This window comes from Streptomyces sp. NK08204, from assembly GCF_020400585.1.
GTDB lineage: Bacteria > Actinomycetota > Actinomycetes > Streptomycetales > Streptomycetaceae > Streptomyces.
In genome coordinates this window covers 43,410-66,111 of the sequence record NZ_JAINVF010000018.1, presented here as the reverse complement: position 1 = coordinate 66,111, position 22,702 = coordinate 43,410, and the positions used below count along the sequence as shown (strand labels likewise).

The window sequence follows — 22,702 nt, the reverse complement described above, 5'->3', positions numbered from 1 at the left end:
GCCGGACCAACATCCGGAATGACCCGGACCCGACCCGGGGACGACCCGGACTTGCACCTCACGTGGCGTGAGGCCGCACCGTGGAGCGCGTACCGACCGAAGGAGCGGAAAGTGAGCTACTCCGTAGGCGAGGTCGCGGGGTTCGCCGGAGTCACGGTGCGCGCCCTGCACCACTACGACGAGATCGGCCTGCTCGTGCCCGGCGAGCGCACCCACGCCGGGCACCGGCGCTACGGTGACGCCGACCTCGACCGGCTCCAGCAGATCCTGTTCTACCGGGAGCTCGGCTTCCCGCTCGACGAGGTCGCGGCCCTGCTCGACGACCCGGACGCGGACCCGCGTGCGCACCTGCGCCGCCGGCACGAACTGCTGACCGCCCGGATCGAGAGGCTCAAGAAGATGGCCGCGGCCGTGGAGCACGCCATGGAGGCACGCAAGGTGGGCATCAACCTCACGCCGGAGGAGAAGTTCGAGGTCTTCGGGGACAAGGACCCGGAGAAGTACGCCGAGGAGACGGAACGGCGCTGGGGCGGCACCGAAAGCTACGCGGAGTCGCAGCGACGGGTCGCCCGCTACACCAAGGACGACTGGAAACAGATACAGGCCGAGGTCACCGCCTGGGGCGAGTCCTACGCAGCCCTCATGGCGGCGGGGCAGGCGCCCACGTCGGAGGCGGCCATGGATCTCGCCGAGGCGCACCGGCAGCACATCAGCAAGTGGTTCTTCGAGTGCCACGTGAAGACCCACCGGTGCCTGGGGGAGATGTACGTCTCCGACGAGCGCTTCAAGGCGTTCTACGACTCCATGCGGCCCGGTCTCGCCGAGCACCTGCGGTCGGCGATCACCGCGAACGCCGACCGGCACACGGTGTGACCCCCTGGCCCGGAACCTACTCCCGGGCCAGGACCACGGCCGTCCCGTAAGCGCACACCTCGGTGCCCACGTCCGCGGCATCGGTCACGTCGAACCGGAACGCCAGCACTCCGTTGGCGCCGCGCGCGCGTGCCTGCTCCACCAGCCGCTCCATGGCCTGGTGACGGGTCTGCACGAGCGTCTTGGTGAGCCCCTTGAGTTCTCCGCCGATCATCGACTTCAGTCCGGCGCCGATCTGGCTGCCGAGGTGGCGTGAGCGGACGGTGAGCCCGAAGACCTCACCGATCACTTCCTTCACCCGGTATCCGGGCACCTCGTTCGTCGTCACGACCAGCACGTCCGGCTGGGGCCCCTGGCCGCCGCCGTAGTCATCGAGTCCCATGGCTCACAGCTTTGCCCTGTCTGTCACACAGCGCATCCCGGAGACACCCGTGGAACCCGGGGCGGTCCCCCCACGTTGATAGCTTTGTGCGGCCGCACCTGGATGCCGTAGCCGCCCTCGTCCCCTCAGGAGCCCGGACCCGTGATGACACTCGCCCTCGGCCCGAGCTGGCTGGATCCCAATTACCTGCTGGACACCTACAGCATCTGGGGTCTGCTGCTCGTCGTCTTCGCCGAGTCCGGCCTGCTCATCGGCTTCTTCCTGCCGGGCGACTCGCTGCTGTTCACCTGTGGTCTGCTCATCACGTCGCACCAGCTCGACTTCCCGCTGTGGGGCGCGATCGGGCTCATCTGCCTCGCCGCGGTCCTCGGAGACCAGGCGGGCTACATGTTCGGCAAGAAGGTCGGCCCGTCCCTCTTCAACCGGCCCGACTCCCGCCTGTTCAAGCAGGAGAACGTGACCAAGGCGCACGAGTTCTTCGAGAACTACGGCCCGAAGTCCCTGGTCCTGGCCCGCTTCGTACCCATCGTGCGCACGTTCACGCCGATCATCGCCGGCGTCAGCGGCATGCGGTACCGCTCGTTCCTGACCTTCAACGTCATCGGCGGCACCCTGTGGGGTGCGGGCGTCACCCTGCTCGGCTCCTGGCTCGGCAACGTCGGCTTCGTGAAGAAGAACATCGAGGCGATCCTCATCCTGATAGTCCTCGTCTCGGTGGTGCCGATCGCCATCGAGTTCCTGCGGGCGCGGAGCAAGGAGAAGAAGGCCCCGCAGCCGGCACCGGAGGCCCCCCGCCCGGCTCCTGTCCTGGACGACGCCACGACGAGGCTGCGCCGCATCGAGCAGGAGCCGCAGTACGCCCAGCAGGAGCAGCAGTACTGGAACCAGGGCTATGACGACCAGGGCCACGGCAACCAGGGCCACAACCAGGCCTACGGCAACCAGGGCTACGACCAGCAGCAGTATCCGCAGCAGCAGTACCCCCAGCAGCAGTACCCGCAGCAGCCGTACTACGACCAGCAGTACCAGCAGCAGTACGACCGGACTCAGTACCCCCACGACTACGACCAGGGCAACTACCGCTGAGACAGGCGGCTCAGAATCCCCTGGTCCGCTTGGCCGCCGCCCGGCGCTTCCCGGCGGAGCCGATCCGCAGGGTGAGCCGGGAGATCTCCGAGCCGAGGTTGACCCCGATGGCGATGGCCATGGCGAGCGAGGCAGCCTTGGCCAGCGACACCAGGCCCTTGTCGATCTGGTTCTGTGCGATGGACAGCAGTCCGAAGTACGTCGCGGAACCGGGCAGCAGGGGCCCGATCGCCGCCGTCGTGTACGGCAGCGCGGAGGCGAACCGGTAGCGCGACAGCAACTGCCCGAACAGGCCGACCAGACCCGCTGCCACGGCCGTGGAGGCGACCGGGGAGATTCTGCCCGCGTAGTGCATCGCGCCGTACACCGACCAGGCGACACCCCCGTTGAGCGTCACCCACAGCACCGTGGACCGTTCCTGCTGGAGCAGCACTGCGAAGGTCAGCGACACCAGCATGGAGGCCACGATCTGGATCACGGGCCGTTCGGAGATGTTCAGCGCCGCGTCCGGGTTGAGTCTGCCGCCCACCTTCACGCCGAAGTACAGGACGACCAGCACCCCGATGACGATGCCTGCGAAGAAGTACATGACCTCCAGCAGGCGGGCCGACGCGGTGATGTAGAAGCCCGTCAGCCCGTCCTGCACACCCGCCACCAGCGCCCGTCCGGGCAGCAGCGCGAACAGCCCACCGGTGATGACCGCGGAAGCCAGCACATCGACGTGCGCCAGCGCGAAGGCCACCCCGATCGCCGCCGGCGGCATGGCCGCCACCGTGAACTGGTAGAACTCCGGCAGCCCCCGCCCGGCGGCCAGCCAGGCGAGCCGGTCGCCGAGCATCGCGCCGATCGCCGCCGCGACGAACACGATCAGGTCACCGCCGACCAGGATGGAGGCCGCGCCGGCCAGCAGCCCGCTCGCCAGGGTCAGCGCCCAGCCGGGGTACGGGTGCCGGTTGCGGCGGATCTCCGCCAGCCGCCGGTACGCCTCCTCCAGGGAGACATGGGTCTCCGGGTCGGTCAGATCGTCCACCAGCCGGAACACGGCCGCGAGGCGCGTGTAGTCGGTGCCCCGCCGCCGCACCGTCCGGGACGCCGTGACCGGGTCATCGACCAGGGACGGCTGGTGCGAGATCGACAGCAGCGTGAAGGTCACGGTCGGCTCGCAGCGGTCCAGGCCGTAGGAGCGGCACACCGCGAACATCGCGGCCTCCACGTCCTCCGCGCCCTCGCCGCCCGCCAGCAGCAGCTCGCCGATACGCAGGGTCAGGTCGAGCACGCGCGGCACCGCCGGGGCGCCCTCCTCCGCCCGCTGCACCGGCTCCGGCGCGGGCCGCTCGGTCACCGGCATGCGCAGCATGGTGCGCATCCGGTCCTGCCAGGGCGCGTCCTTCGTCAGGGAGACCAGGGGCATCCCGGTGGCCGGGGTGAACCCGGGTGGCGCTTCCCTGGCGCTGTAGGTGCTCGGCGGGCTGAACGCCGACGCCTCCGGTGCGGCACCGGGCGGCTGCGGTGCCTGCAGGCCCTTCGGCACCGCGAACTCGGACGTCGTCTCCGGCTCAGCGCCGCCGTCGGGGACCTCGATGCCCTGGGGAACGGCGAACTCGGATGTGATCTCCGGGTCGTACACGCTCCACGCCTCGTCCGACCGGGGCTTGCTGTCCTCCGCCTCCGTCACCTCGCACCGCTCCCTGAACGCAACCTTCCGTATGGCTCAGTATGCGCATGGGTGCGCGAACGGGCCGCACGCGTGCGCGTGCGGCCCGTGGAAGCGGACAGCTCAGTGACCGCCCTGCTCCTTGAAGCGCTTGTACGACCGCTCGATCTCCGCCTCGGCGTCCGTGCGGCCCACCCAGTTGGCACCCTCGACCGACTTGCCGGGCTCCAGGTCCTTGTACACCTCGAAGAAGTGCTGGATCTCCAGGCGGTCGAACTCCGACACGTGGTGGATGTCACGCAGGTGCTCCACACGCGGGTCGGTGGCCGGAACGCACAGCAGCTTGTCGTCGCCGCCGGCCTCGTCCGTCATGCGGAACATGCCGATCGCGCGGCAGCGGATCAGGCAGCCCGGGAAGGTCGGCTCGTCCAGGATGACCAACGCGTCCAGCGGGTCGCCGTCCTCGCCGAGCGTGTTCTCCACGAACCCGTAGTCGGTCGGGTAGGCGGTCGAGGTGAAGAGGCGACGGTCCAGGCGGATCCGACCGGTCTCGTGGTCCACCTCGTACTTGTTGCGCGAACCCTTCGGGATCTCGATCGTGACGTCGAACTCCACCGGTGGCTCCTCCATGATCAGCACATAGTTCTGGTGATTAAGTGTCCCTCACGCAGGTGTGTGATCGCGAAAGGGGCTGGTGGTCGTGCCAGAGCTGAGACCTTGGCGAGCCGCGAGACCGCACGTGGTGCGGGCCGCGAACGCCGTACGGCCGCGTCTGGCGCGCGCCATGACGGCCGCGACGCTGCGGACGGCACGGCTGACCGAGGCACTGCGACCGCTCACCGAACGCCTTCCCCGGCCCGGGACCCTGGGGACCTGGCACTACACCGCGGGTGCCGCCACCGCCGGGCTGGCGCTGGCCGTGGGTGCGGTGTCCGTGGCAGGTCCCTGGGACGCCGACGGTCAGCGTACGGCCGAGCGGGACCGGGCGGTTGCCCTTGAGCGGACGGGTGGCGCAGATCACGGCGACTCCGGTACGACGGCGGGGGCGGTGCGCCCCGCGCCGAGCGCCCGGGCCGTCCTGACGGGCCTGGGGGGCGCCGACGGACCCGTGACGACCAGACAGGCGCCGTCGGGCGCCAAGCCCCTCGAGGACGTCCTGCAGCCCCTCCTGGACGCCCCCGCGCTCGGCGGCGGCCACGCGGCGGCCGTCGTCGACGTCACCACCGGCAAGCGCCTCTACGGCACCGACGCCGACAAGGCCCTCGCCCCTGCCTCCACCACCAAGATCGCCACCGCCGTCGCCGCGCTGTCCGCTCTCGGTCCCGACCACCGCTTCACCACCCGCGCCGTCCTCGAACCCGACACCCGGGAACTGGTCCTGGTGGGCGGCGGCGACCCGACGCTGACGGCCCGCCCACAGGGCGGGGGCACCTCCCGCTCGAGCGAACCCGGGAGCGGGGGAGACCGGGCGAGCCTGCGCACCCTGGCGACGGACACCGCGAAGGCTCTCAAGGGCCGCGGCATCCGCAAGATCACCCTCTCCTACGACACCACGCTCTTCTCCGGACCCGCGCTGCACCGCATCGGCGTCAACGACAACCTCGCGCCCGTCAGCGCGCTGACCGCCGACGAGGGCCGCACCGACGGATCGACCACCGGCCCGGCAGCCCGGGTCGCCGACCCGGCGGCGGACGCCGCCGGCAAGTTCGCGGGCTTCCTCAAGGACGCCGGAATCACCACCACGTCCCCCGGCCCTTCCAAGGCCACCACGCGGGCGCGGACCCTCGCCGCCGTCTCCTCCCCGCCGCTGTCCGCGGTGGTCGAGCGCATGCTGACCTACAGCGACAACGACATCGCCGAAACCCTGGCCCGCCAGACCGCCCTCGCGAGCGGCGAACCGGCGAGCTTCGACGGCGGTGCCAAGGCCGTCGGCGCACAGCTGCGGAGGCTGGGCCTGCCGGTGTCCGGCGCCGCCTTCCACGACGGCAGCGGCCTCGACCGCGACGACCGGCTCACCGCCGACCTGCTCACCGCCCTCCTGGTCAAGGCCGGCGACCCGGCCCGCCCCGGCCTGCGCCCCGTCCTCACCGGCCTCCCCGTGGCAGGCTTCACCGGCACCCTGACCAACCGTTTCGCCGACGGCGCGGCCGGAGTCGTACGAGCCAAGACGGGCACCCTGACCGGCGTGAACACCCTGGCGGGCACGGTCGTGGACCAGGACGGCCGCCTCCTCGCCTTCGCGTTCCTCGCCCACGACACGACGAACCCCCTGGAAGCCCAGTCGGCCCTGGACAAGACAGCCACCGCGCTGGCGGCGTGCGGCTGCCGCTGACCGGTGCGGCTGCCGCCGCGGCCCGGCCGTACCGCTCCGCTCCCGCGCACCCGTCCGACGCCCCGAACCCGCCTGTCCCACATGGCCTGCCCCAAGTGGGAACGCTCACGTACGGTTGACACATGACGAGCTTCGGTGGCGCCGCATCTCCCGGGATGGTCGACTGGAACCTCGCGGTGACGACCGCGACACGGCTCGTACGACCGGGCCCCGACGTCAGCCGCGACGAGGCCAGGGCCGTCGTCGCGGAACTGCGCCGGCACGCCAAAGCCTCGGAGGAGCACGTCCGGGGCTTCACTCGTATGGGCACCGACGAGGCCCGCGACACGCCCGTCCTGGTCGTCGACCGGCCCGGCTGGGTACGCGCGAACGTCGCAGGCTTCCGGGAGATCCTCAAACCGCTGCTGGAGAAGATGCAGCAACGGCGCGGCAACACCCCCGGCAACGCGGTCCTCGGCGCCGTCGGCGGCAAGGTCACCGGCGTCGAACTCGGCATGCTGCTGTCGTTCCTGTCCTCCCGGGTCCTCGGGCAGTACGAGACCTTCGCCCCGACCACCCGCGACCTTCCCGCCGCCCCGAACGGCGGCGGCCGGCTGCTGCTCGTCGCGCCCAACATCGTCCACGTCGAACGGGAACTCGACGTCGAGCCGCACGACTTCCGCCTGTGGGTGTGCCTGCACGAGGAGACCCACCGCACCCAGTTCACCGCCGTGCCCTGGCTGCGCGACCATCTCGAGGGCGAGATCCAGTCGTTCCTGGCGGAGACCGACGTCGACCCGATGACCTTCCTGGAGCGCGTCCGGGACGCCGTCCAGTCCCTCGTCGGCGGTCGCCCCGAGGGCGAGGAGGACAACGGCGGACGCTCCTTCGTGGAACTCGTGCAGACCCCTGCCCAGCGCGAGATCCTCGGCCGCCTCACCGCCGTGATGTCACTGCTGGAGGGCCACGCCGACTACGTGATGGACGGGGTCGGACCGAGCGTGGTGCCGACCGTCTCCGAGATCCGCGAGAAGTTCCAGCAGCGCCGCGCCAAGGGCGCCTCCCGGCTCGACCTCGCCCTGCGCAAGCTGCTCGGCCTGGATGCCAAACTCAGGCAGTACCGCGACGGCGAACGCTTCGTACGGGCCGTCGTCGACCAGGTCGGCGTCGACGGCTTCAACCGCGTGTGGACCTCACCCAACACCCTGCCCACCAAGACGGAGATCGCCAAACCGGCGGACTGGGTCGCGCGGGTGCACCGCAAGACCGAGTCGTGAACCGCGCGGGAGGGTCGCGCGACGAATTCGGCCGACGGCAGTCGAACGCCTCTCCAATCACCCGTCCGAGGGACCGTGGGCGACGGGTGGGCGTGCAATGCTCGGGGAAGGGCCCGCTTCTGTCACCATCGACCCACTCTGAGTGACCGACCTCGGGCTCACCCCCCGAAAACTTCATGAACGAAGGGAACCGGACATGGGTCCCCATCCTGCGGTCGCGGCGATACGCCTGGCGGTCCGCCGCGTCCTCCACGACATCCTCAACGACCACCAGACCTCCGGCGAGCACCCGGACCGGCCGGCCGAGCGGTTCCCCTCCCCGCTCGTGCTCGTCGCGTGCTCCGGCGGTGCCGACTCCATGGCGCTCGCCTCCGCACTGGCCTTCGAAGCCCCCAAACTCGGCATCCGCGCCGGCGGCATCACCGTCGACCACGGCCTCCAGCCCGGCTCCGACCTACGCGCCGACGAGGTCGTCCTGCGGTTGCACGGGCTGGGGCTCGCCCCCGCCGAGTCCGTCGCCGTCACCGTCGGCCGCGAAGGCGGCCCCGAGGCCGCCGCCCGGGACGCCCGATACGCCGCCCTGGACGCCGCGGCCGTCCGCCACGGCGCCACCGCGGTCCTGCTCGGCCACACCCGGGACGACCAAGCCGAAACCGTCCTGCTGGGCCTCGCCCGAGGCTCCGGCATCCGCTCCCTGTCCGGCATGGCCGCGGTCTCGGGGGCCGGCGGTCGTTACCGGCGCCCCTTCCTGCACATCGACCGGCAGACCGCCCGCAAGGCCTGCATGGTCCAGTCCCTGCCCGTCTGGGACGACCCGCACAACACCGACCCGGCCTACACCCGCTCCCGGCTGCGCCACGAAGGACTGCCCGCCCTGGAGAAGGCCCTCGGCAAAGGCGTGATCGAGGCGCTCGCCCGCACCGCCCAGCTCTCCCGCGACGACGCCGACGCCCTCGACGCCTGGGCCGGCCAGGCCGAGGCGTCCGTACGCGACGCCGCGGGAATGCTGGAGTGCGCCAAGCTCTACGCCCTGCCGCCCGCCGTGCGCCGTCGCATCCTGCGCCGCGCCGCCATCGAGGCCGGTGCCCCGGCCGGTTCGCTCTTCGCCCGGCACATCGAGGAAGTGGACCGGTTGATCACCGGCTGGCGCGGTCAGGGAGCCATCAATCTCCCGGGCAAAGTCGTCGCCCAGCGCCAGGGTGGCAGACTGGTGATTCGGCAAGGCTGAATCGTCGTGATTCGGCAAGGCTGATTCCGGCCCGGGAGCGACGCTCCGAGGGGGTCCGGGCAGCCGGTGGCCGTAAGTGCGGGACGACCGAAAGTGATGCGGGTGGACGCGAAAGACATGGGTGCCGACCTTCAGCAGGTGCTCATCACCAAGGAAGAGATCGACGCGAAGCTGGCCGAGCTGGCCGCGAAGATCGACGCGGAGTACGCGGGCAAGGACCTGCTCATCGTCGGTGTGCTCAAGGGCGCGGTGATGGTCATGGCGGACCTCGCCCGAGCGCTGTCCACCCCCGTCACCATGGACTGGATGGCCGTGTCCTCCTACGGCGCGGGCACCCAGTCCTCCGGTGTCGTCCGCATCCTCAAGGACCTCGACACCGACATCAAGGGCAAGCACGTCCTGATCGTCGAGGACATCATCGACTCCGGCCTGACGCTGTCGTGGCTGATCAACAACCTCGGCTCGCGCGAGCCCGCCTCCCTGAAGGTGTGCACGCTGCTGCGCAAGCCGGACGCCGCCAAGGTCGCCATCGACGTCGAGTGGGTCGGCTTCGACATCCCCAACGAGTTCGTCGTCGGCTACGGCCTCGACTACGCCGAGAAGTACCGCAACCTGCCGTTCGTCGGTACGCTCGCGCCCCACGTCTACGGCGGCTGAGCCCGACCGGGCTCAGACTGGGCCAATTGGGCCAGTCCCTGTAAGACGATCGGGAACCCCAGCGGGTTTCGCGCCGTTGGAGCATGCAGAGACGGGATTGCCGGCCGTCGATACCGCTCCGTGCGGCTTCGGGCAACAATGCTGGGGTACCGTCAGAAGAACTGTCTTATCAAACTCACTATGGCAGGAGGGACGGGGCGGCACCGCTCCGTATGGATGGACGTGAAGCGATACTTCCGTGGGCCGGTCATGTGGATCGTGCTGGCCGTCCTTGCCGTGGTCGTGTTGATGCAGGTCGTCGGCTCGTCCGGCGGCTACAAGACGGTGGACACCGGCCAGGTCGTGGCGGCGATCAACGCCAACAAGGTCGATTCGGCCAAGCTCACCACCGGTGACGAGCAGAGCATCAAGGTCACGCTCAAGGACGGTTACAAGGTCGAGGGCAGCTCGAAGATCCAGGCGAGCTACATCGGCGACCAGGGCGTGACGCTCGCCGGCACGCTGCAGACCAAATACCAGGACAAGCAGATTCCGGACGGCTACACGGTTTCGCCGTCCAAGCAGAACCCGTTCGTCGGCGTCCTGCTCTCCCTGCTCCCCTTCGTTCTGATCGTGGTCGTTTTCCTGTTCCTGATGAACCAGATGCAGGGCGGCGGCTCCCGGGTCATGAACTTCGGCAAGTCCAAGGCCAAGCTCATCACCAAGGACACCCCGAAGACGACCTTCGCCGACGTCGCCGGCTGCGACGAGGCCGTCGAGGAACTCCAGGAGATCAAGGAGTTCCTGCAGGAGCCGGCCAAGTTCCAGGCCGTCGGCGCCAAGATCCCCAAGGGTGTGCTGCTCTACGGCCGCCCCGGTACCGGCAAGACGCTCCTCGCGCGCGCCGTGGCCGGCGAGGCAGGGGTCCCCTTCTACTCGATCTCCGGCTCGGACTTCGTCGAGATGTTCGTCGGTGTCGGTGCCTCCCGTGTCCGTGACCTGTTCGAGCAGGCCAAGGCGAACGCCCCGGCGATCGTCTTCGTGGACGAGATCGACGCGGTCGGCCGCCACCGCGGCGCCGGCCTCGGCGGTGGTCACGACGAGCGCGAGCAGACCCTGAACCAGCTGCTCGTCGAGATGGACGGCTTCGACGTCAAGGGCGGCGTGATCCTGATCGCCGCCACCAACCGTCCCGACATCCTCGACCCGGCGCTGCTGCGCCCCGGCCGCTTCGACCGGCAGATCGCCGTCGACCCGCCGGACCTGCAGGGCCGTCTGGAGATCCTCAAGGTCCACCAGAAGGGCAAGCCGGTCCAGCCGGACGTCGACCTGGCCGCCGTGGCCCGGCGCACCCCGGGCATGACGGGTGCGGACCTGGCCAACGTGCTCAACGAGGCCGCCCTGCTGACGGCCCGCAGCGACCAGAAGCTGATCGACAACAAGGCGCTGGACGAGGCGATCGACCGCGTGGTCGCGGGCCCGCAGAAGCGGACCCGGATCATGTCGGACAAGGAGAAGAAGATCACCGCGTACCACGAGGGCGGCCACGCCCTGGTCGCGGCGGCCTCGCCGAACTCCGACCCGGTCCACAAGATCACGATCCTGTCCCGCGGCCGGGCCCTCGGCTACACGATGGTCCTGCCCGACGAGGACAAGTACTCGACCACGCGCAACGAGATGCTCGACCAGCTCGCCTACATGCTGGGCGGTCGCGCGGCCGAGGAACTGGTCTTCCACGACCCGACCACCGGCGCCGCCAACGACATCGAGAAGGCCACCAACCTGGCCCGCGCGATGGTCACGCAGTACGGCATGACCGAGCGGCTCGGTGCGATCAAGTTCGGCAGCGACAACAGCGAGCCCTTCCTCGGCCGTGAGATGGCTCACCAGCGCGACTACTCGGAAGAGGTCGCCGCGCTGGTCGACGAAGAGGTCAAGAAGCTCATCGAGACCGCGCACAACGAGGCCTGGGAGATCCTGGTCGAGAACCGCGACGTGCTCGACAACCTCGTTCTCCAGCTGCTGGAGAAGGAGACCCTGGGCAAGGAGGAGATCGCCGAGATCTTCGCCCCCATCGTCAAGCGCCCGCCGCGGCCCGCCTGGACCGGCTCCTCCCGCCGCACCCCGTCCACCCGTCCGCCGGTGCTCTCCCCGAAGGAGCTGGCACTGACCAACGGCGCGAACGGCGCGACGGCGGCGATCAGCACGGCCAAGTCCACGGCCATGGAGTCCGCCCCGGTGACGGAGTCCCCCGAGGACCGCACGGAGCCCTGACGGGTTCCGGCCAACCGGACCGGAATGAATGCCGCGTCCCCCGGGTTCTAGCCTGGGGGCGCGGCATTCGTATGTCCGCACACGAGACGCCGTGGCCGCGAGACGCCGTGGCCGCACGCGCGCAAGGCAGAGGAACGAGGAACCAGATGACCGACCCCGTGACGCTGGACGGCGAGGGCCCGATCGGCGAGTTCGACGAGAAGCGCGCCGAGAACGCCGTGCGCGAGCTGCTGATCGCGGTCGGCGAGGACCCGGACCGCGAGGGCCTCCGGGAGACGCCGGCGCGGGTGGCGCGGGCGTACAAGGAGATCTTCGCCGGCCTGTGGCAGCAGCCCGAGGACGTCCTGACGACGACCTTCGACCTCGGCCACGACGAGATGGTGCTGGTGAAGGACATCGAGGTCTACAGCACCTGTGAGCATCATCTGGTGCCGTTCCGCGGTGTCGCCCACGTCGGCTACATCCCGTCCGAGGCGGGGAAGATCACCGGGCTGTCCAAGCTGGCCCGTCTCGTGGACGTCTACGCGCGCCGTCCCCAGGTGCAGGAGCGTCTCACCACGCAGATCGCGGACTCCTTGATGGAGATCCTGGAGCCGCGGGGCGTCATCGTGGTCGTCCAGTGCGAGCACATGTGCATGTCCATGCGCGGTATCCGCAAGCCCGGCGCGAAGACCATAACGTCGGCGGTGCGCGGACAGCTGAGGGACGCGGCTACGCGGAACGAGGCGATGAGCCTCATCATGGCCCGCTGAACGACCCCTGGAAGGTCGGCGGTCAGGCCACCGGCTCCGCGCCCTGGTGGTTCTGGTCGTCGTCCTCGGGGAGTTTGCAGACTCGTTCCAGGAACAGGGCTGCCGCTATCACGGCGAGGCCGGACAGGACCGAGAAGCCTGCGTAGATGGCCTGGTCGCGGCGGGCGGGGATGTCGAGGAGTTCCAGGAGGAAGACCCCGGTGCCGCCGTACATGCCGGCGACGAGGGCGGCGACCAGAGCGCTGGCCTGACCGAAGACGACCGCGCGGGCGGCCATCAGCGGGTCGACACCCTTTGCGCCGGGGCGGCGCTCGCGCTGGGCCTTGAGACGGGCGCGCAGCGAGAGCGCCGTCGAGAGAAGGACCGCGGCGATCAGGGCCAGGACGACGGGGGCGGCCAGGGGGACGCTCGGCAGTGTCCCGACCGAGTTCCACAGACGGGCGCCCGCCCAGGACAGGACGCCGGCCACGACGAACACGCCGACCAGCACCCTGATGCGCAGCTCTCTCACGGTGTCCCTTCAGCTTCCCCGGAACGCTCCCGGACTGTGCCGGACCCGGGGTCGTCTCGGCCTGTCGGTCGTCTTGACCGTCTTGACCTTAACGACTACTCGGGCAGTCGGAGTTCCAGATCCCCGCGGGGTTCGACGCCGTCGCGGGTGACGGCGGAGAGCAGTTCGGCCACCGTTCCGCGGCCGGGCAGCTGGGCCTGCGGGTCCACGTCGTGCCAGGGCGCCAGCACGAAGGCGCGTTCGTGGGCGCGCGGGTGGGGGAGGGTGAGGTGCGGGTCGTCGGAGGTGACGTCGGCATAGGAGACGATGTCGACGTCGAGGGTGCGCGGGCCCCAGCGCTCGTCGCGGACGCGGTTGAACGCCTCCTCGACGGCGTGCGCCCGCTCCAGGAGAGAGGACGGGGGGAGCGTGGTCTTCAGGACCACGACCGCGTTGTAGTACGACGGCTGGCTGCCCGGCTCCACGCCCCACGGCTCGGTCTCGTACACCGGGGAGACGGCCTTCACGCGGACGCCCGGGGTGTCCTCCAGGGCGTCGACGGCTCCCTGGAGCGTCTCCAGGCGGTTGCCGAGGTTCGAGCCGAGGGAGATCACGGCCCATTTCGGGTTCTGGAGGGTCGTGTCGGCGGCGTCGACCCGCTCGACGACCGAGGCGGGCACCGGCTGTACGGTCGGGTCGCTCTGACCCTGTGCGAAAGGTCGGGTCATACTCGGCTCCGGGTGATGGTGACGGTCACATCGTCGAAGGGGACGGTGATGGGGGCGTCCGGCTTGTGGACGCAGACCTCGACCTCCCGGACCCCTTCGTGCTTGAGGCAGGTCTGTGCGATGCGTTCGGCGAGCGTCTCGATGAGGTTCACCGGTTCACCCTCGACCACGGCCACGACCTCCTCGGCGACGATGCCGTAGTGCACGGTCTTCGCCAGGTCGTCGTCGGCAGCGGCCGGTCGGGTGTCGAGGCCAAGGACGAGGTCGACGATGAACGTCTGGCCCTCCTCGCGCTCCTTGGGGAACACACCGTGGTGCCCGCGGGCCTTCAGGCCGCGCAGCGCGACACGATCCACGCGAATCACTCCTGCAATCGTCGGGAACGGCCAGTGCCGCGTGCGGGCGGCACACCGGCCTCAGACGAATCTACCTGCGGGCGCTGACACGGCCGGGCCACGGGGGCGCGGGCCCGGCGTGGAGCCGGAAGGGTTCACCGCCCGTTTCCCCTGGCGAGCCGGGCCGTGTCATGGGCTGGTAGCCGCTCCTACCCCGAGGGCCGTGATTCCAACCACTTCGTGCGACGGGCCCCGTCCCCGTCCTGCCCGGTGGGGGTCCGCCCGGTCAGGCGAGGGGGTTTCCGTCCGGATGTATGCCGTTCGTGCCGTTCTGGTCGTCTTCGTCGCTTTCGTTGGTCTCCGCCAGGACGGGCGAGGCGTGGTGCGACCACATCTTCCAGCCGGAGGGTGTGCGCCGGAACACGTTCGTGGCGACGACGAGCTGGCCGACCAGGGGGCCGAGTTCCGCGCCGTCCTCGGGGGCCGGGCCCCCGCTGAGGATGTTCTCGGTGCAGGTCACGAGGGCGGTATCGCCGGTGACGGAGACGTGGACGTCGGTGAGGAAGAACTGGATGTAGTCGGTGTTCGCCATGATCAGCGCGTACGACCGGAGAACCTCGCCGCGGCCGGTGAGCACCGGCCAGCCGGGGTGCACGCAGGAGACCACGCCGGTGTCCGCCGGGTCGTGGTACTCCTCGTCGACGCCCAGGTCGGACGGGGTGAGCCAGAGCGAGGACAGTTCTTCGAAGTCGCCGCGTTCCATCGCCTCGTAGAAGGCGGTGTTGGCTGCCTCTACTTGTTCGACGTCGGTGTGGGGGGCGCTCACCGGGCTCCTTCCGGCGCGCCTCCGGCCGTACCCGACTCGTCACGCTCCCCTCCCGCAGCGGTACGCGCCCCTTCCACGGCCCGCGCAACCCGCACGGCGTCCGCGGTGGCGCGGACCTCGTGCACGCGCACCGCCCACGCGCCGGCCTGCGCCGCCAGCGCGGAGACGGCGGCCGTGGCGGCGTCGCGTTCCCGGGCCGGCGGGGGCGCGCCCTCGGGGCCGGCGAGGACACGGCCGAGGAAGCGCTTGCGGGAGGCGGCGACCAACAGGGGGCGGCCGAGGGCGTGCAGACGGTCGAGGTGGGCGAGCAGGGCGAGATCGTGCTCTGCCTCCTTGGAGAAGCCCAGGCCGGGGTCGACGACGAGGCGCTCGGGAGCGATGCCGCCTTCCAGTACGGCCTCCACACGCGCGCGCAGCTCGTCCACGACCTCGGTGACGACGTCCTCGTAGACGCCCCTGACGTTGCCGCCCTCCAGGAAGCCGCGCCAGTGCATGACGACGAAGGGGGCGCCGGCGTCGGCGACCACCGGGATCATCGCGGGGTCGGCGAGGCCGCCGCTGACGTCGTTGACGAGGGCGGCGCCGGCCGCGAGGGACTGCTCGGCGACCGAGGCGCGCACGGTGTCGACGGAGACGACGACGCCTTCGGCGGCCAGGCCGCGGATGACGGGGATCACACGCCGCAGTTCCTCGTCCTCGTCGACACGGGTGGCGCCGGGGCGGGTGGACTCACCGCCGACGTCGACCAGGTCGGCGCCCTGGGCGACCAGGTCGAGCCCGTGTTTGACGGCGGTGGTCGTGTCGAACCAGCGGCCACCGTCGGAGAAGGAGTCGGGGGTCACGTTGACGACACCCATGACCGCGCACCGGTCCCATGCCGGAAGGCCCGCCACGTGGCCGCGCCCGCTGAGGTTGTTCATACGTTCAGCGTAGGCCCAGGAGGGGGCCGCGAACGCGCTGCGGATGCCGCGCGGCTCAGGCGGCCCGGACGTCCCCCTCCGTCAGCGTGTGCGTGCAGGGGCGCTCGGCGGCTGCCCTGCGCCGCCGCAGGAAGCGCGGGAGCGGGAGGGCGAGGTCGACGAAGCCCTCGGCCTGCATGGCGGCGAAGCCGATGCGTGGCAGGTCGGCGGAGGCGCGGTAGACCACGAAGCGCGGTTCCCAGCGCGGCTGGAACTTGGCGTTGAACTTGTACAGCGACTCGATCTGGAACCACCGTGAGAGGAACACCAGCAGTCCGCGCCAGGCGCGCAGCACCGGGCCGGCGCCGATCTTCTCCCCGCGGGCGAGGGCCGAGCGGAACATCGCGAAGTTGAGCGAGATCCGGGTGATGCCGAACTTCGGGGCGGCCTGCAGGGCGGCGACGATCAGCAGTTCGTTCATGCCGGGGTCGGCGCCGCGGTCGCGGCGCATGAGGTCCAGGGAGACGCCGTCGGTGCCCCAGGGCACGAAGTGCAGGATCGCCTTCAGGTCGCCGTACTCGCCGGGTTCCTCGTCCTGCTTGTGGGCGGTGGCGATCAGACAGTCGCCGTCGGCGGGGTCGCCGATACGGCCGAGCGCCATGGAGAAGCCGCGCTCGGTGTCGGTGCCGCGCCAGTCCTCCGCCGCCCGCCGGATCCGCTCCAACTCGGTTGCGCCGAGGTCACGAACGCGCCGTACCCGGGTCTCGTAGCCGGCCCGCTCGATGCGCTTGACCATCTGGCGCACGTTGCGCATCGCGCGTCCGGCGAGCGAGAAATCCGCGACGTCCACCACCGCCTCGTCGCCCAGTTCGAGGGCGTCGAGGCCGGTTTCGCGGGTCCACACCTCGCCGCCGGTCTCCGAGCAGCCCATGACCGCGGGGGTCCAGGAGTGTGCCCTGGCCTCGTCCATGAAGCGTTCGATGGCGCCCGGCCAGGCCTCGACGTCGCCGATCGGGTCGCCACTGGCGAGCATCACACCGGAGACCACGCGGTAGGTGACGGCGGCCTTGCCGCTGGGCGAGAAGACGACCGCCTTGTCGCGGCGCAGCGCGAAGTGGCCGAGGGAGTCACGGCCGCCGTGTTTGGCGAGCAGGGCGCGCAGTCTGCTCTCGTCCTCCTCGGTGAGCCGGGCGGCCGGGTGTTCGGGGCGGAAGGCCAGGTAGATGGTGGTGACCGCGGTGAGCCAGCCGAGGGCGCCGAGGGAGAAGGCGACCGTCCAGGACGTGTTGCCGGAGTAGTCGACGGGACCTTCGAAGCCGAACAGGCCGTACAGCACGTGCGTCAGCCGGTCGGCCAGGCTCGGGTCACCGATCTCCCGGTCGGGGTGGACGCTGACGATGACCAGTCCGAGGGCCAGGGAACCGGCACTCATGAGGATGAAGTTCGCGAGCGCGCGCCACCGGCTGCGCGGATCGGGCAGCGCCGCGAACTCGTGGCGGTGGCGCAGCAGGGGTGCGAGGAGGGCCACCGCGATGAGCACGCCGATGAGCGAGTGCCGGTACGCGAACTGGGCCGCCGCGCCCGCCGGCAGCAGCGCGACCGCGGCGCGCCACGCCCGGCGCTTGCGCCGCCTGAGCCCGTGCGCGAGCAGCAGCAACAGCACACCGGCGCTGAGCGAGAGCGCCGCGGCGAAGGGACCGAAGGAGCCCGGCAGCACTTCGGCCAGGGCGTGCATACGGCTGTGACGGAACTCCGGGAACACACCCGCGGCAATGTCCAGGACGCCCACAAGGGCGCACGCCCTGCCGATCACGGTGGGGACGGCCTCGGGGCGCGGGCCGCGCAGTACGCGCCGCGCCCGGCTTGATCGGCCCGGAACCCCGCCCGACATTTCCCCATCTATCCTGACAGACATCGCATCCCGTAGTTCTGCGAGAGACCTTGAACCCGGTGCCGATCGGGGCATCCGGCGACATTGCGCCCTCTAGGACGGTGTCTCGGAGGGAGAGGTTCACTCCCCTGCGGAAAGTCGGGTCAAAGGCCAAGGAAAGCCCCGGGCAAGCTCTCGCAACGAACGTCGGGCGGTCACGGGAGTACGCGCGGACAGGAAGCGCAGACAGGAAGCAGCCGATGGGTCTCACGAGCAACAAACTGCTGGGGCTGGCGATTCTCTTCGCGGCGGTGCTGTTCATCGGCACCGTGTGGCTCTGGCCGCGGCTGGCACGCCAGAACTGGCGGACCGTCAGTGGCCGCATCGGCCTGCTGTTCGCGACCCAGCTGGCGCTCTGCGCCTCCCTGGGAATCGCCGTCAACCAGTCGTTCGGTTTCTATGCCAGTTGGGCGGACCTTTTCGGGCAGGAGACCGACCAGGGCGTGGTCGTCGACCACTCGGCCAACGGCAGCACCGGCGGCCCGCTCCAGGTGGTCTCCACCTCGGAGGTGCCGGGGACGGGCGGGGGCCGGCCCGAGACGGCCGGGCAGATCCAGAAGGTCGACATCGTGGGCCGCACGACCCACATCGCCACCCCGGCCTTCGTCTACCTGCCGCCGGAGTACTTCCAGCCCCAGTACCGCACACGAACGTTCCCGGCGGCCGTGGTGCTGACCGGCTACCCGGGTACGGCGCAGGCGCTGGTGAACAAGCTGAACTACCCGCACACGGCGCAGGAGCTGGCCAAGGACGGGCGGATGCAGCCGATGGTCCTGGTGATGATGCGGCCGACGCTGGCCCCGCCGCGCGACACGGAGTGCGTGGACATTCCGGGCGGACCGCAGACGGAGTCCTTCTTCGCCAAGGATCTGCCCGAGGCGGTCGACGCCCACTACCGGGTGGGCAAGCGGCCGGAGAGCTGGGGCATCCTCGGCGACTCCACCGGCGGCTACTGCGCGCTGAAGCTCGCCATGCACCACCCGAAGGTGTACGCGGCAGGTGCGGGCCTGTCGCCGTACTACAACGCGCCGATCGACCCCACGACCGGCGATCTCTTCCGTGGCGACAAGGCCCTGCGCAACCGTTCCAACCTGTTCTGGCTGCTCAACCACGAGCCGGCGCCCGACACCTCACTGCTCGTCACCAGCAGCAGGATCGGCGAGCACGACTACAAGAACACCCTCAAGTTCGTCCAGCGTGTGCAGGCCACGAACCTGACCCGCATCTCGTCGATCATCCTGGCCAGCGGCGGGCACAACTTCAACACCTGGCGCCGGGAGATCCCGGCGACGCTGCAGTGGCTGAGCGGACGGCTGACCGATCGCTGAGGCCGAGGCCGCCGTACCCGGGAAAGCCCGCGGTGTCGCTGCGTTTTTACGGGGCGGGGGTCCGCGATTCGCCTGCACCCGGTAAGTTTCTGGCCATGCCACGTGGACGCCACCGCCATTCCCCGCCTCTGCACCGGCTGTTGCCGCCGTCGGCGATCGCCGGTGTCTCCGTCGTCTGCGCGCTGGGTCCCTGGGTGTTCTCCGAGGCCACGGTGTTGCGCGCGCTGGCCGCCGCCGCGGCGGCCACGGCGGCCGTCGGCGCGGTCGTGATGCGCCGCTGGGACGCTCATGCGGGCAAGCAGGTCGCCGACCTCGTGCGCGCGCGTGCCGGCGACGAGTGGCGGTACGAGGAACGGGTCGCCGAACTGGAGACCGACCTGGAGGAGTCGCGCGAACTGCGCGCCCGTCTGGAGCAGCGGCTGCGCGCCAAGCGGGCCGAGCTGGCAGGCCTGCGCAACGAACACGCGGCCCTGCTGCGCCGCTACGCCACCGCGGAGACCGAGCGCGCGAGCGCCCTGGAGGGACGCCGGCTGCTGGAGGTCGAGTCGGCGGCACCCTCGTCCGCGCCCGCGTTGCCGCCCGCGCGCAGCGCCGAGCCGGAGCCTGCGAAGCCCGGTGCGGACGCGGAGGCGTCCGGCACCGAGGTCCCGAAGACGGCCGCCGTGTTCTCGCCCGAGGGCGCCCGGCTGTACCAGCGGGCCCTGTCGGCGCTGGGCCGCCTCGACCGCGACGGCGGCGCCGGGCCGAAGGCTCTGGGACCCGCGGGGCCTGCCGCCAAAGGGGCCGGAGGAGAGCGCGCCGCGGCCGGTGTGATGGACAGGACCGAGGCGCCGCGTGCCCTGGCCGGTGCGCAGCCTGCCCGGGAGGAGGAGGCGCAGGGGCAGTCCGAGGCGGCCGAGGCGCACGCGCGCGAGGCCGCCGCCCCGACGGCGCCGGTCCGGCCCGAGTTGCCCGCGGGGCAGCAGCCCGCCGGGCAGTTCATGGTGCCGGCCGCCGTGGCCGTGGTCCCGGCCGTGTCCGCGCGGCGCCCGGTGGTCCAGGGCGGGTTCGACTTCTTCGGGACCCAGAAGCACACCTCGTCCGCCGCGCTGGACTCCGTGCAGAACGAGGACCTCGCCGACGTCGTCGGCCAGGAGGCGCTCGCGCTGCACAAGGCCGAGACCGAGGCCGCGTTCAAGCCGGCCGGCGACCGCGACCCTGCGGAGCACGTGGGCCAGGTCATCGATCTGACCACGCACGACGAGACCGAGCAGATCGACGTCCAGGGGCTGCGCAGCGCGGCTTCCTGAGACCGGCGGGCGCCCCCGCCGGACACGACGTGGATCCGGCGGATACGACACCGAGCCCGGCTCACCCCGAGGGGTGAGCCGGGCTCATGTCGTCCAGCGGCCCCTCCTGGGGGGCTCCCCGTCTCCATGGGGTCGGCGTACGTAGGGGAAACTGGGTCCATGACTGCTACGACCGAGACCACGATCGGGATCGGCGGTGCCGCCGAGAGCACCGACATGGTGCTCAACATCGGCCCTCAGCACCCGTCCACGCACGGCGTGCTGCGGCTCAGGCTGGTGCTGGACGGGGAGCGCATCCGGCACGCGGAGCCGGTGATCGGCTATATGCACCGGGGCGCGGAGAAGCTTTTCGAGGCGCGCGACTACCGGCAGATCATCATGCTCGCCAACCGCCACGACTGGCTGTCGGCGTTCTCGAACGAGCTGGGCGTGGTCCTCGCCGTGGAGCGGATGCTCGGCATGGAGGTGCCGGAGCGCGCGGTGTGGACGCGCACGCTGCTCGCCGAGCTGAACCGGGTGCTCAACCACCTGATGTTCCTCGGTTCGTATCCGCTGGAGCTGGGCGGTATCACCCCGGTCTTCTACGCGTTCCGGGAGCGCGAGGTGCTCCAGAACGTCATGGAGGAGGTCTCCGGCGGGCGCATGCACTACATGTTCAACCGCGTCGGTGGCCTCAAGGAGGACCTGCCGGCCGGCTGGACCGCACGCGCGCGTGCCGCCGTCGCCGCCGTGCGCTCGCGCATGGACGTCTTCGACGACCTGGTGCTCGGCAACGAGATCTTCCGGGGGCGTACGCGGGGTGTGGGGGCGCTCACCGCGCAGGCCGTGCACGCCTACGGTGTGAGCGGACCCATCGCGCGCGCCTCGGGCGTCGACTTCGACCTGCGCCGCGACGAGCCCTACCTGGCCTACGGCGAGCTGCAGGACACCCTGAAGGTCGTCACCCGCGGTGAGGGGGACTGCCTCGCCCGCTTCGAGTGCCTCCTGGAGCAGACCCACAACGCGCTGGACCTGGCCGACGCCTGCCTGGACCGGTTCGCCGAGCTGCCGCCCGGTCCGATCAACCAGCGGCTGCCGAAGGTGCTGAAGGCCCCGGAGGGCCACACGTACGCGTGGACCGAGAACCCGCTCGGCATCAACGGCTACTACCTCGTGAGCAAGGGCGAGAAGACGCCGTACCGGCTGAAGCTGCGCTCGGCGTCGTACAACAACATCCAGGCGCTGACGGAACTGCTGCCGGGCACGCTGGTGGCGGACATGGTGGCGATCCTGGGGTCGATGTTCTTCGTGGTCGGGGACATCGACAAGTAGGCGGCCCCTGCGCCGACTGCCGGCCTCTCAGGCGAGCGGGTCCGGAATTCCCACCGGCTGGAGCAGCCAGCCGAAGTCGCCGAGGCCGCCCGGTGCGGTGAGTTCGGCAGCCTCACCGGCGCCCGCGAGAGCGCGCACATACGCCGAGGGGTCCGTGGAAGCCAGCGCGAGCGGGGGGCGTGCGCCGGTTACGCCGAGAGCGCGCAGGGCGTCGCGTTGCGTGAGCAGGCGCGCGGCCGAGAGCGTACGCGCCGGGGCTGAGGCCATAGGCGTGGCACCGGGGAGCGCGTACGCCGTGGACGCCGCCGCGCACGCGTCCAGTGCCACGTGCGCCGTGATGTCGCACGACCCGTCCGGCACGGGCGCCGTCCCGCGGCCCTCCCGGAAGCCGGTGAGCGTGCCGAACGGGGGGCGCGCGTCGAGGGTGTGCGCGTAGTCGACGGCCACCGCGAGCCCCCGCGCCACCCGGTCCACCGCGGAAGCCCACGCCAGGTCCCGGGGCAGGCCGACCTCCGCCCGCAGTCCCTCCCGCGCGGGCAGCGGCCACCAGCGTGCCAGCCAGTCCGCGTCCGGGCCGGTCACCGCCTCGCCGAGCCGCTCGGTGCCGTCGTCCGCGACGAGCACCAGCCGGGGCACGCCCGCTGCGTCCACTTCGGCGACGTCCACGGGTACGTTGTCCAGCCACTCGTTGGCGAACAGCAGCCCGGTGACCGCCTCCGGCGGTTCGCTCAGCCAGGTGATCCGCTCGTCCAGGACCGCCGGGCGGTCGGCGATCTCGACGGCACACCCGCGGGTGCGGGCGGCCACCGCGGCCGGCAGGGCGGCGAGCACTCCGGTCACCAGTTCCCCCCGTCCGGCCCCCATGTCGACGAAGTCCAGCGCCGCGGGCCGCCCGAGCGCCTCGTCGACCCGGCACAGCAACCCGGCCACCGCCCGCGCGAACAGCGGTGACGCGTGCACAGACGTACGGAAATGGCCGGCCGGGCCCTCCGGGAGCCGGTAGAAGCCACTGGGCCCGTACAGCGCCTCCCGCATCGCCGCCCGCCAGCCCCGGGCGCCCTCGGGGACGGGTTCCGTTTTCCCTGCCGTCTCG

At 70.9% G+C, this 22,702-nt stretch carries 21 protein-coding genes; 11 read left to right on the top strand and 10 right to left on the bottom strand.

The genetic code is table 11. The annotated features are described in order from the left end of the window. Window positions 1-111: 111 nt before the first annotated feature. Complete coding sequence (locus K7G59_RS24395; protein ID WP_225837679.1) at window positions 112-873, top strand: MerR family transcriptional regulator; 762 nt, start codon at window positions 112-114, stop codon at window positions 871-873. Between the two features lie 16 nt (window positions 874-889). Here K7G59_RS24395 and K7G59_RS24390 read toward each other — a convergent pair whose 3' ends face one another. Next, complete coding sequence (locus tag K7G59_RS24390) at window positions 890-1,255, bottom strand: YbjQ family protein (protein ID WP_225837677.1); 366 nt, start codon at window positions 1,253-1,255, stop codon at window positions 890-892. 141 nt (window positions 1,256-1,396) lie between these two features. On the opposite strand from K7G59_RS24390, the gene K7G59_RS24385 reads away from it, so the two are divergent. Further along, window positions 1,397-2,341: a DedA family protein gene (locus K7G59_RS24385; RefSeq protein WP_225837675.1), complete on the top strand. Its 945-nt coding sequence runs from the start codon at window positions 1,397-1,399 to the stop codon at window positions 2,339-2,341. A gap of 10 nt (window positions 2,342-2,351) precedes the next feature. Here K7G59_RS24385 and K7G59_RS24380 read toward each other — a convergent pair whose 3' ends face one another. Continuing rightward, window positions 2,352-4,016 carry a threonine/serine exporter ThrE family protein gene (locus K7G59_RS24380; protein WP_225837673.1) on the bottom strand — a complete coding sequence of 555 codons (1,665 nt, stop codon included), beginning with the start codon at window positions 4,014-4,016 and terminating at the stop codon, window positions 2,352-2,354. Between the two features lie 102 nt (window positions 4,017-4,118). Beyond that, window positions 4,119-4,610 carry an inorganic diphosphatase gene (locus K7G59_RS24375; RefSeq protein WP_029381130.1) on the bottom strand — a complete coding sequence of 164 codons (492 nt, stop codon included), beginning with the start codon at window positions 4,608-4,610 and terminating at the stop codon, window positions 4,119-4,121. Window positions 4,611-4,689: 79 nt separating this feature from the next. Here K7G59_RS24375 and dacB point away from each other — a divergent pair, with 79 nt between their 5' ends. The 6 genes from dacB (at window position 4,690) to folE (ending at window position 12,473) form a co-directional block, all read left to right on the top strand. Then, window positions 4,690-6,327, top strand: a complete 1,638-nt coding sequence (gene dacB, locus K7G59_RS24370) for a D-alanyl-D-alanine carboxypeptidase/D-alanyl-D-alanine-endopeptidase (protein ID WP_374114274.1) — start codon at window positions 4,690-4,692, stop codon at window positions 6,325-6,327. 122 nt (window positions 6,328-6,449) lie between these two features. After that, on the top strand, window positions 6,450-7,583 hold the full coding sequence (locus K7G59_RS24365) for a zinc-dependent metalloprotease (protein ID WP_225837671.1): 1,134 nt from the start codon (window positions 6,450-6,452) through the stop codon (window positions 7,581-7,583). A 196-nt stretch (window positions 7,584-7,779) separates the two neighbouring features. Beyond that, window positions 7,780-8,811 carry a tRNA lysidine(34) synthetase TilS gene (gene tilS / locus K7G59_RS24360; RefSeq protein ID WP_225837669.1) on the top strand — a complete coding sequence of 344 codons (1,032 nt, stop codon included), beginning with the start codon at window positions 7,780-7,782 and terminating at the stop codon, window positions 8,809-8,811. Between the two features lie 96 nt (window positions 8,812-8,907). Then, complete coding sequence (gene hpt / locus K7G59_RS24355) at window positions 8,908-9,468, top strand: hypoxanthine phosphoribosyltransferase (RefSeq protein WP_031165039.1); 561 nt, start codon at window positions 8,908-8,910, stop codon at window positions 9,466-9,468. A gap of 216 nt (window positions 9,469-9,684) precedes the next feature. Continuing rightward, complete coding sequence (gene ftsH, locus K7G59_RS24350; protein WP_225837787.1) at window positions 9,685-11,721, top strand: ATP-dependent zinc metalloprotease FtsH; 2,037 nt, start codon at window positions 9,685-9,687, stop codon at window positions 11,719-11,721. Window positions 11,722-11,867: 146 nt separating this feature from the next. Continuing rightward, a complete protein-coding gene (folE, locus tag K7G59_RS24345) occupies window positions 11,868-12,473 on the top strand; it encodes a GTP cyclohydrolase I FolE (RefSeq protein WP_225837667.1) in 606 nt (201 codons plus the stop codon). A gap of 22 nt (window positions 12,474-12,495) precedes the next feature. Here the strand turns inward: folE and K7G59_RS24340 are convergent, their stop codons facing one another. The 6 genes from K7G59_RS24340 to K7G59_RS24315 all read right to left on the bottom strand — a co-directional run bounded on the left by K7G59_RS24340 (window position 12,496) and on the right by K7G59_RS24315 (window position 17,642). After that, complete coding sequence (locus K7G59_RS24340) at window positions 12,496-12,984, bottom strand: DUF3180 domain-containing protein (RefSeq protein ID WP_225837664.1); 489 nt, start codon at window positions 12,982-12,984, stop codon at window positions 12,496-12,498. A gap of 95 nt (window positions 12,985-13,079) precedes the next feature. Then, window positions 13,080-13,691, bottom strand: coding sequence for a 2-amino-4-hydroxy-6-hydroxymethyldihydropteridine diphosphokinase (folK, locus tag K7G59_RS24335; protein WP_225837662.1), 612 nt, complete (start codon window positions 13,689-13,691; stop codon window positions 13,080-13,082). Beyond that, window positions 13,688-14,047 (bottom strand): dihydroneopterin aldolase, encoded by a 360-nt coding sequence (folB, locus tag K7G59_RS24330; protein ID WP_225837660.1) that lies wholly within the window; start codon window positions 14,045-14,047, stop codon window positions 13,688-13,690. The genes folK and folB overlap by 4 nt, the downstream gene beginning before the upstream one ends. Before the next feature lie 265 nt (window positions 14,048-14,312). Then, entirely contained in the window at window positions 14,313-14,852 is a 540-nt protein-coding gene (locus K7G59_RS24325) for a nuclear transport factor 2 family protein (RefSeq protein WP_225837658.1), read from the bottom strand. Beyond that, window positions 14,849-15,772, bottom strand: coding sequence for a dihydropteroate synthase (gene folP, locus K7G59_RS24320; RefSeq protein ID WP_225837656.1), 924 nt, complete (start codon window positions 15,770-15,772; stop codon window positions 14,849-14,851). Before folP ends, K7G59_RS24325 begins: the two co-directional genes overlap by 4 nt. 55 nt (window positions 15,773-15,827) lie before the next feature. Beyond that, window positions 15,828-17,642 carry a phosphatidylglycerol lysyltransferase domain-containing protein gene (locus K7G59_RS24315; RefSeq protein WP_225837653.1) on the bottom strand — a complete coding sequence of 605 codons (1,815 nt, stop codon included), beginning with the start codon at window positions 17,640-17,642 and terminating at the stop codon, window positions 15,828-15,830. A 239-nt stretch (window positions 17,643-17,881) separates the two neighbouring features. Between K7G59_RS24315 and K7G59_RS24310 the strand changes: the two genes are divergently transcribed. From K7G59_RS24310 to K7G59_RS24300, 3 genes are all read left to right on the top strand, one after another. Next, the gene (locus tag K7G59_RS24310) at window positions 17,882-19,009 is read left to right on the top strand and encodes an esterase family protein (protein WP_225837651.1); all 1,128 of its coding nucleotides are present in this window, start codon (window positions 17,882-17,884) and stop codon (window positions 19,007-19,009) included. Between the two features lie 95 nt (window positions 19,010-19,104). Then, window positions 19,105-20,298 carry a hypothetical protein gene (locus tag K7G59_RS24305; protein ID WP_225837650.1) on the top strand — a complete coding sequence of 398 codons (1,194 nt, stop codon included), beginning with the start codon at window positions 19,105-19,107 and terminating at the stop codon, window positions 20,296-20,298. A gap of 159 nt (window positions 20,299-20,457) precedes the next feature. Then, window positions 20,458-21,609, top strand: coding sequence for an NADH-quinone oxidoreductase subunit D (locus K7G59_RS24300; protein WP_225837648.1), 1,152 nt, complete (start codon window positions 20,458-20,460; stop codon window positions 21,607-21,609). Between the two features lie 27 nt (window positions 21,610-21,636). Here the strand turns inward: K7G59_RS24300 and K7G59_RS24295 are convergent, their stop codons facing one another. Then, entirely contained in the window at window positions 21,637-22,644 is a 1,008-nt protein-coding gene (locus tag K7G59_RS24295) for an SAM-dependent methyltransferase (protein WP_225837785.1), read from the bottom strand. Between the last annotated feature and the right edge of the window lie 58 nt (window positions 22,645-22,702).

Bases quoted from the DNA above. Each gene is read 5' to 3' on its own strand.
- K7G59_RS24390 (WP_225837677.1), bottom strand. From the start codon at position 1,255: ATGGGACTCGATGACTACGGCGGCGGCCAGGGGCCCCAGCCGGACGTG.
- K7G59_RS24365 (WP_225837671.1), top strand. From the start codon at position 6,450: ATGACGAGCTTCGGTGGCGCCGCATCTCCCGGGATGGTCGACTGGAAC.
- tilS (WP_225837669.1), top strand. From the start codon at position 7,780: ATGGGTCCCCATCCTGCGGTCGCGGCGATACGCCTGGCGGTCCGCCGC.
- hpt (WP_031165039.1), top strand. From the start codon at position 8,908: ATGCGGGTGGACGCGAAAGACATGGGTGCCGACCTTCAGCAGGTGCTC.
- ftsH (WP_225837787.1), top strand. From the start codon at position 9,685: ATGGACGTGAAGCGATACTTCCGTGGGCCGGTCATGTGGATCGTGCTG.
- folE (WP_225837667.1), top strand. From the start codon at position 11,868: ATGACCGACCCCGTGACGCTGGACGGCGAGGGCCCGATCGGCGAGTTC.
- folK (WP_225837662.1), bottom strand. From the start codon at position 13,691: ATGACCCGACCTTTCGCACAGGGTCAGAGCGACCCGACCGTACAGCCG.
- folP (WP_225837656.1), bottom strand. From the start codon at position 15,772: ATGAACAACCTCAGCGGGCGCGGCCACGTGGCGGGCCTTCCGGCATGG.
- K7G59_RS24315 (WP_225837653.1), bottom strand. From the start codon at position 17,642: ATGTCGGGCGGGGTTCCGGGCCGATCAAGCCGGGCGCGGCGCGTACTG.
- K7G59_RS24310 (WP_225837651.1), top strand. From the start codon at position 17,882: ATGGGTCTCACGAGCAACAAACTGCTGGGGCTGGCGATTCTCTTCGCG.
- K7G59_RS24305 (WP_225837650.1), top strand. From the start codon at position 19,105: ATGCCACGTGGACGCCACCGCCATTCCCCGCCTCTGCACCGGCTGTTG.
- K7G59_RS24300 (WP_225837648.1), top strand. From the start codon at position 20,458: ATGACTGCTACGACCGAGACCACGATCGGGATCGGCGGTGCCGCCGAG.
- K7G59_RS24295 (WP_225837785.1), bottom strand. From the start codon at position 22,644: ATGCGGGAGGCGCTGTACGGGCCCAGTGGCTTCTACCGGCTCCCGGAG.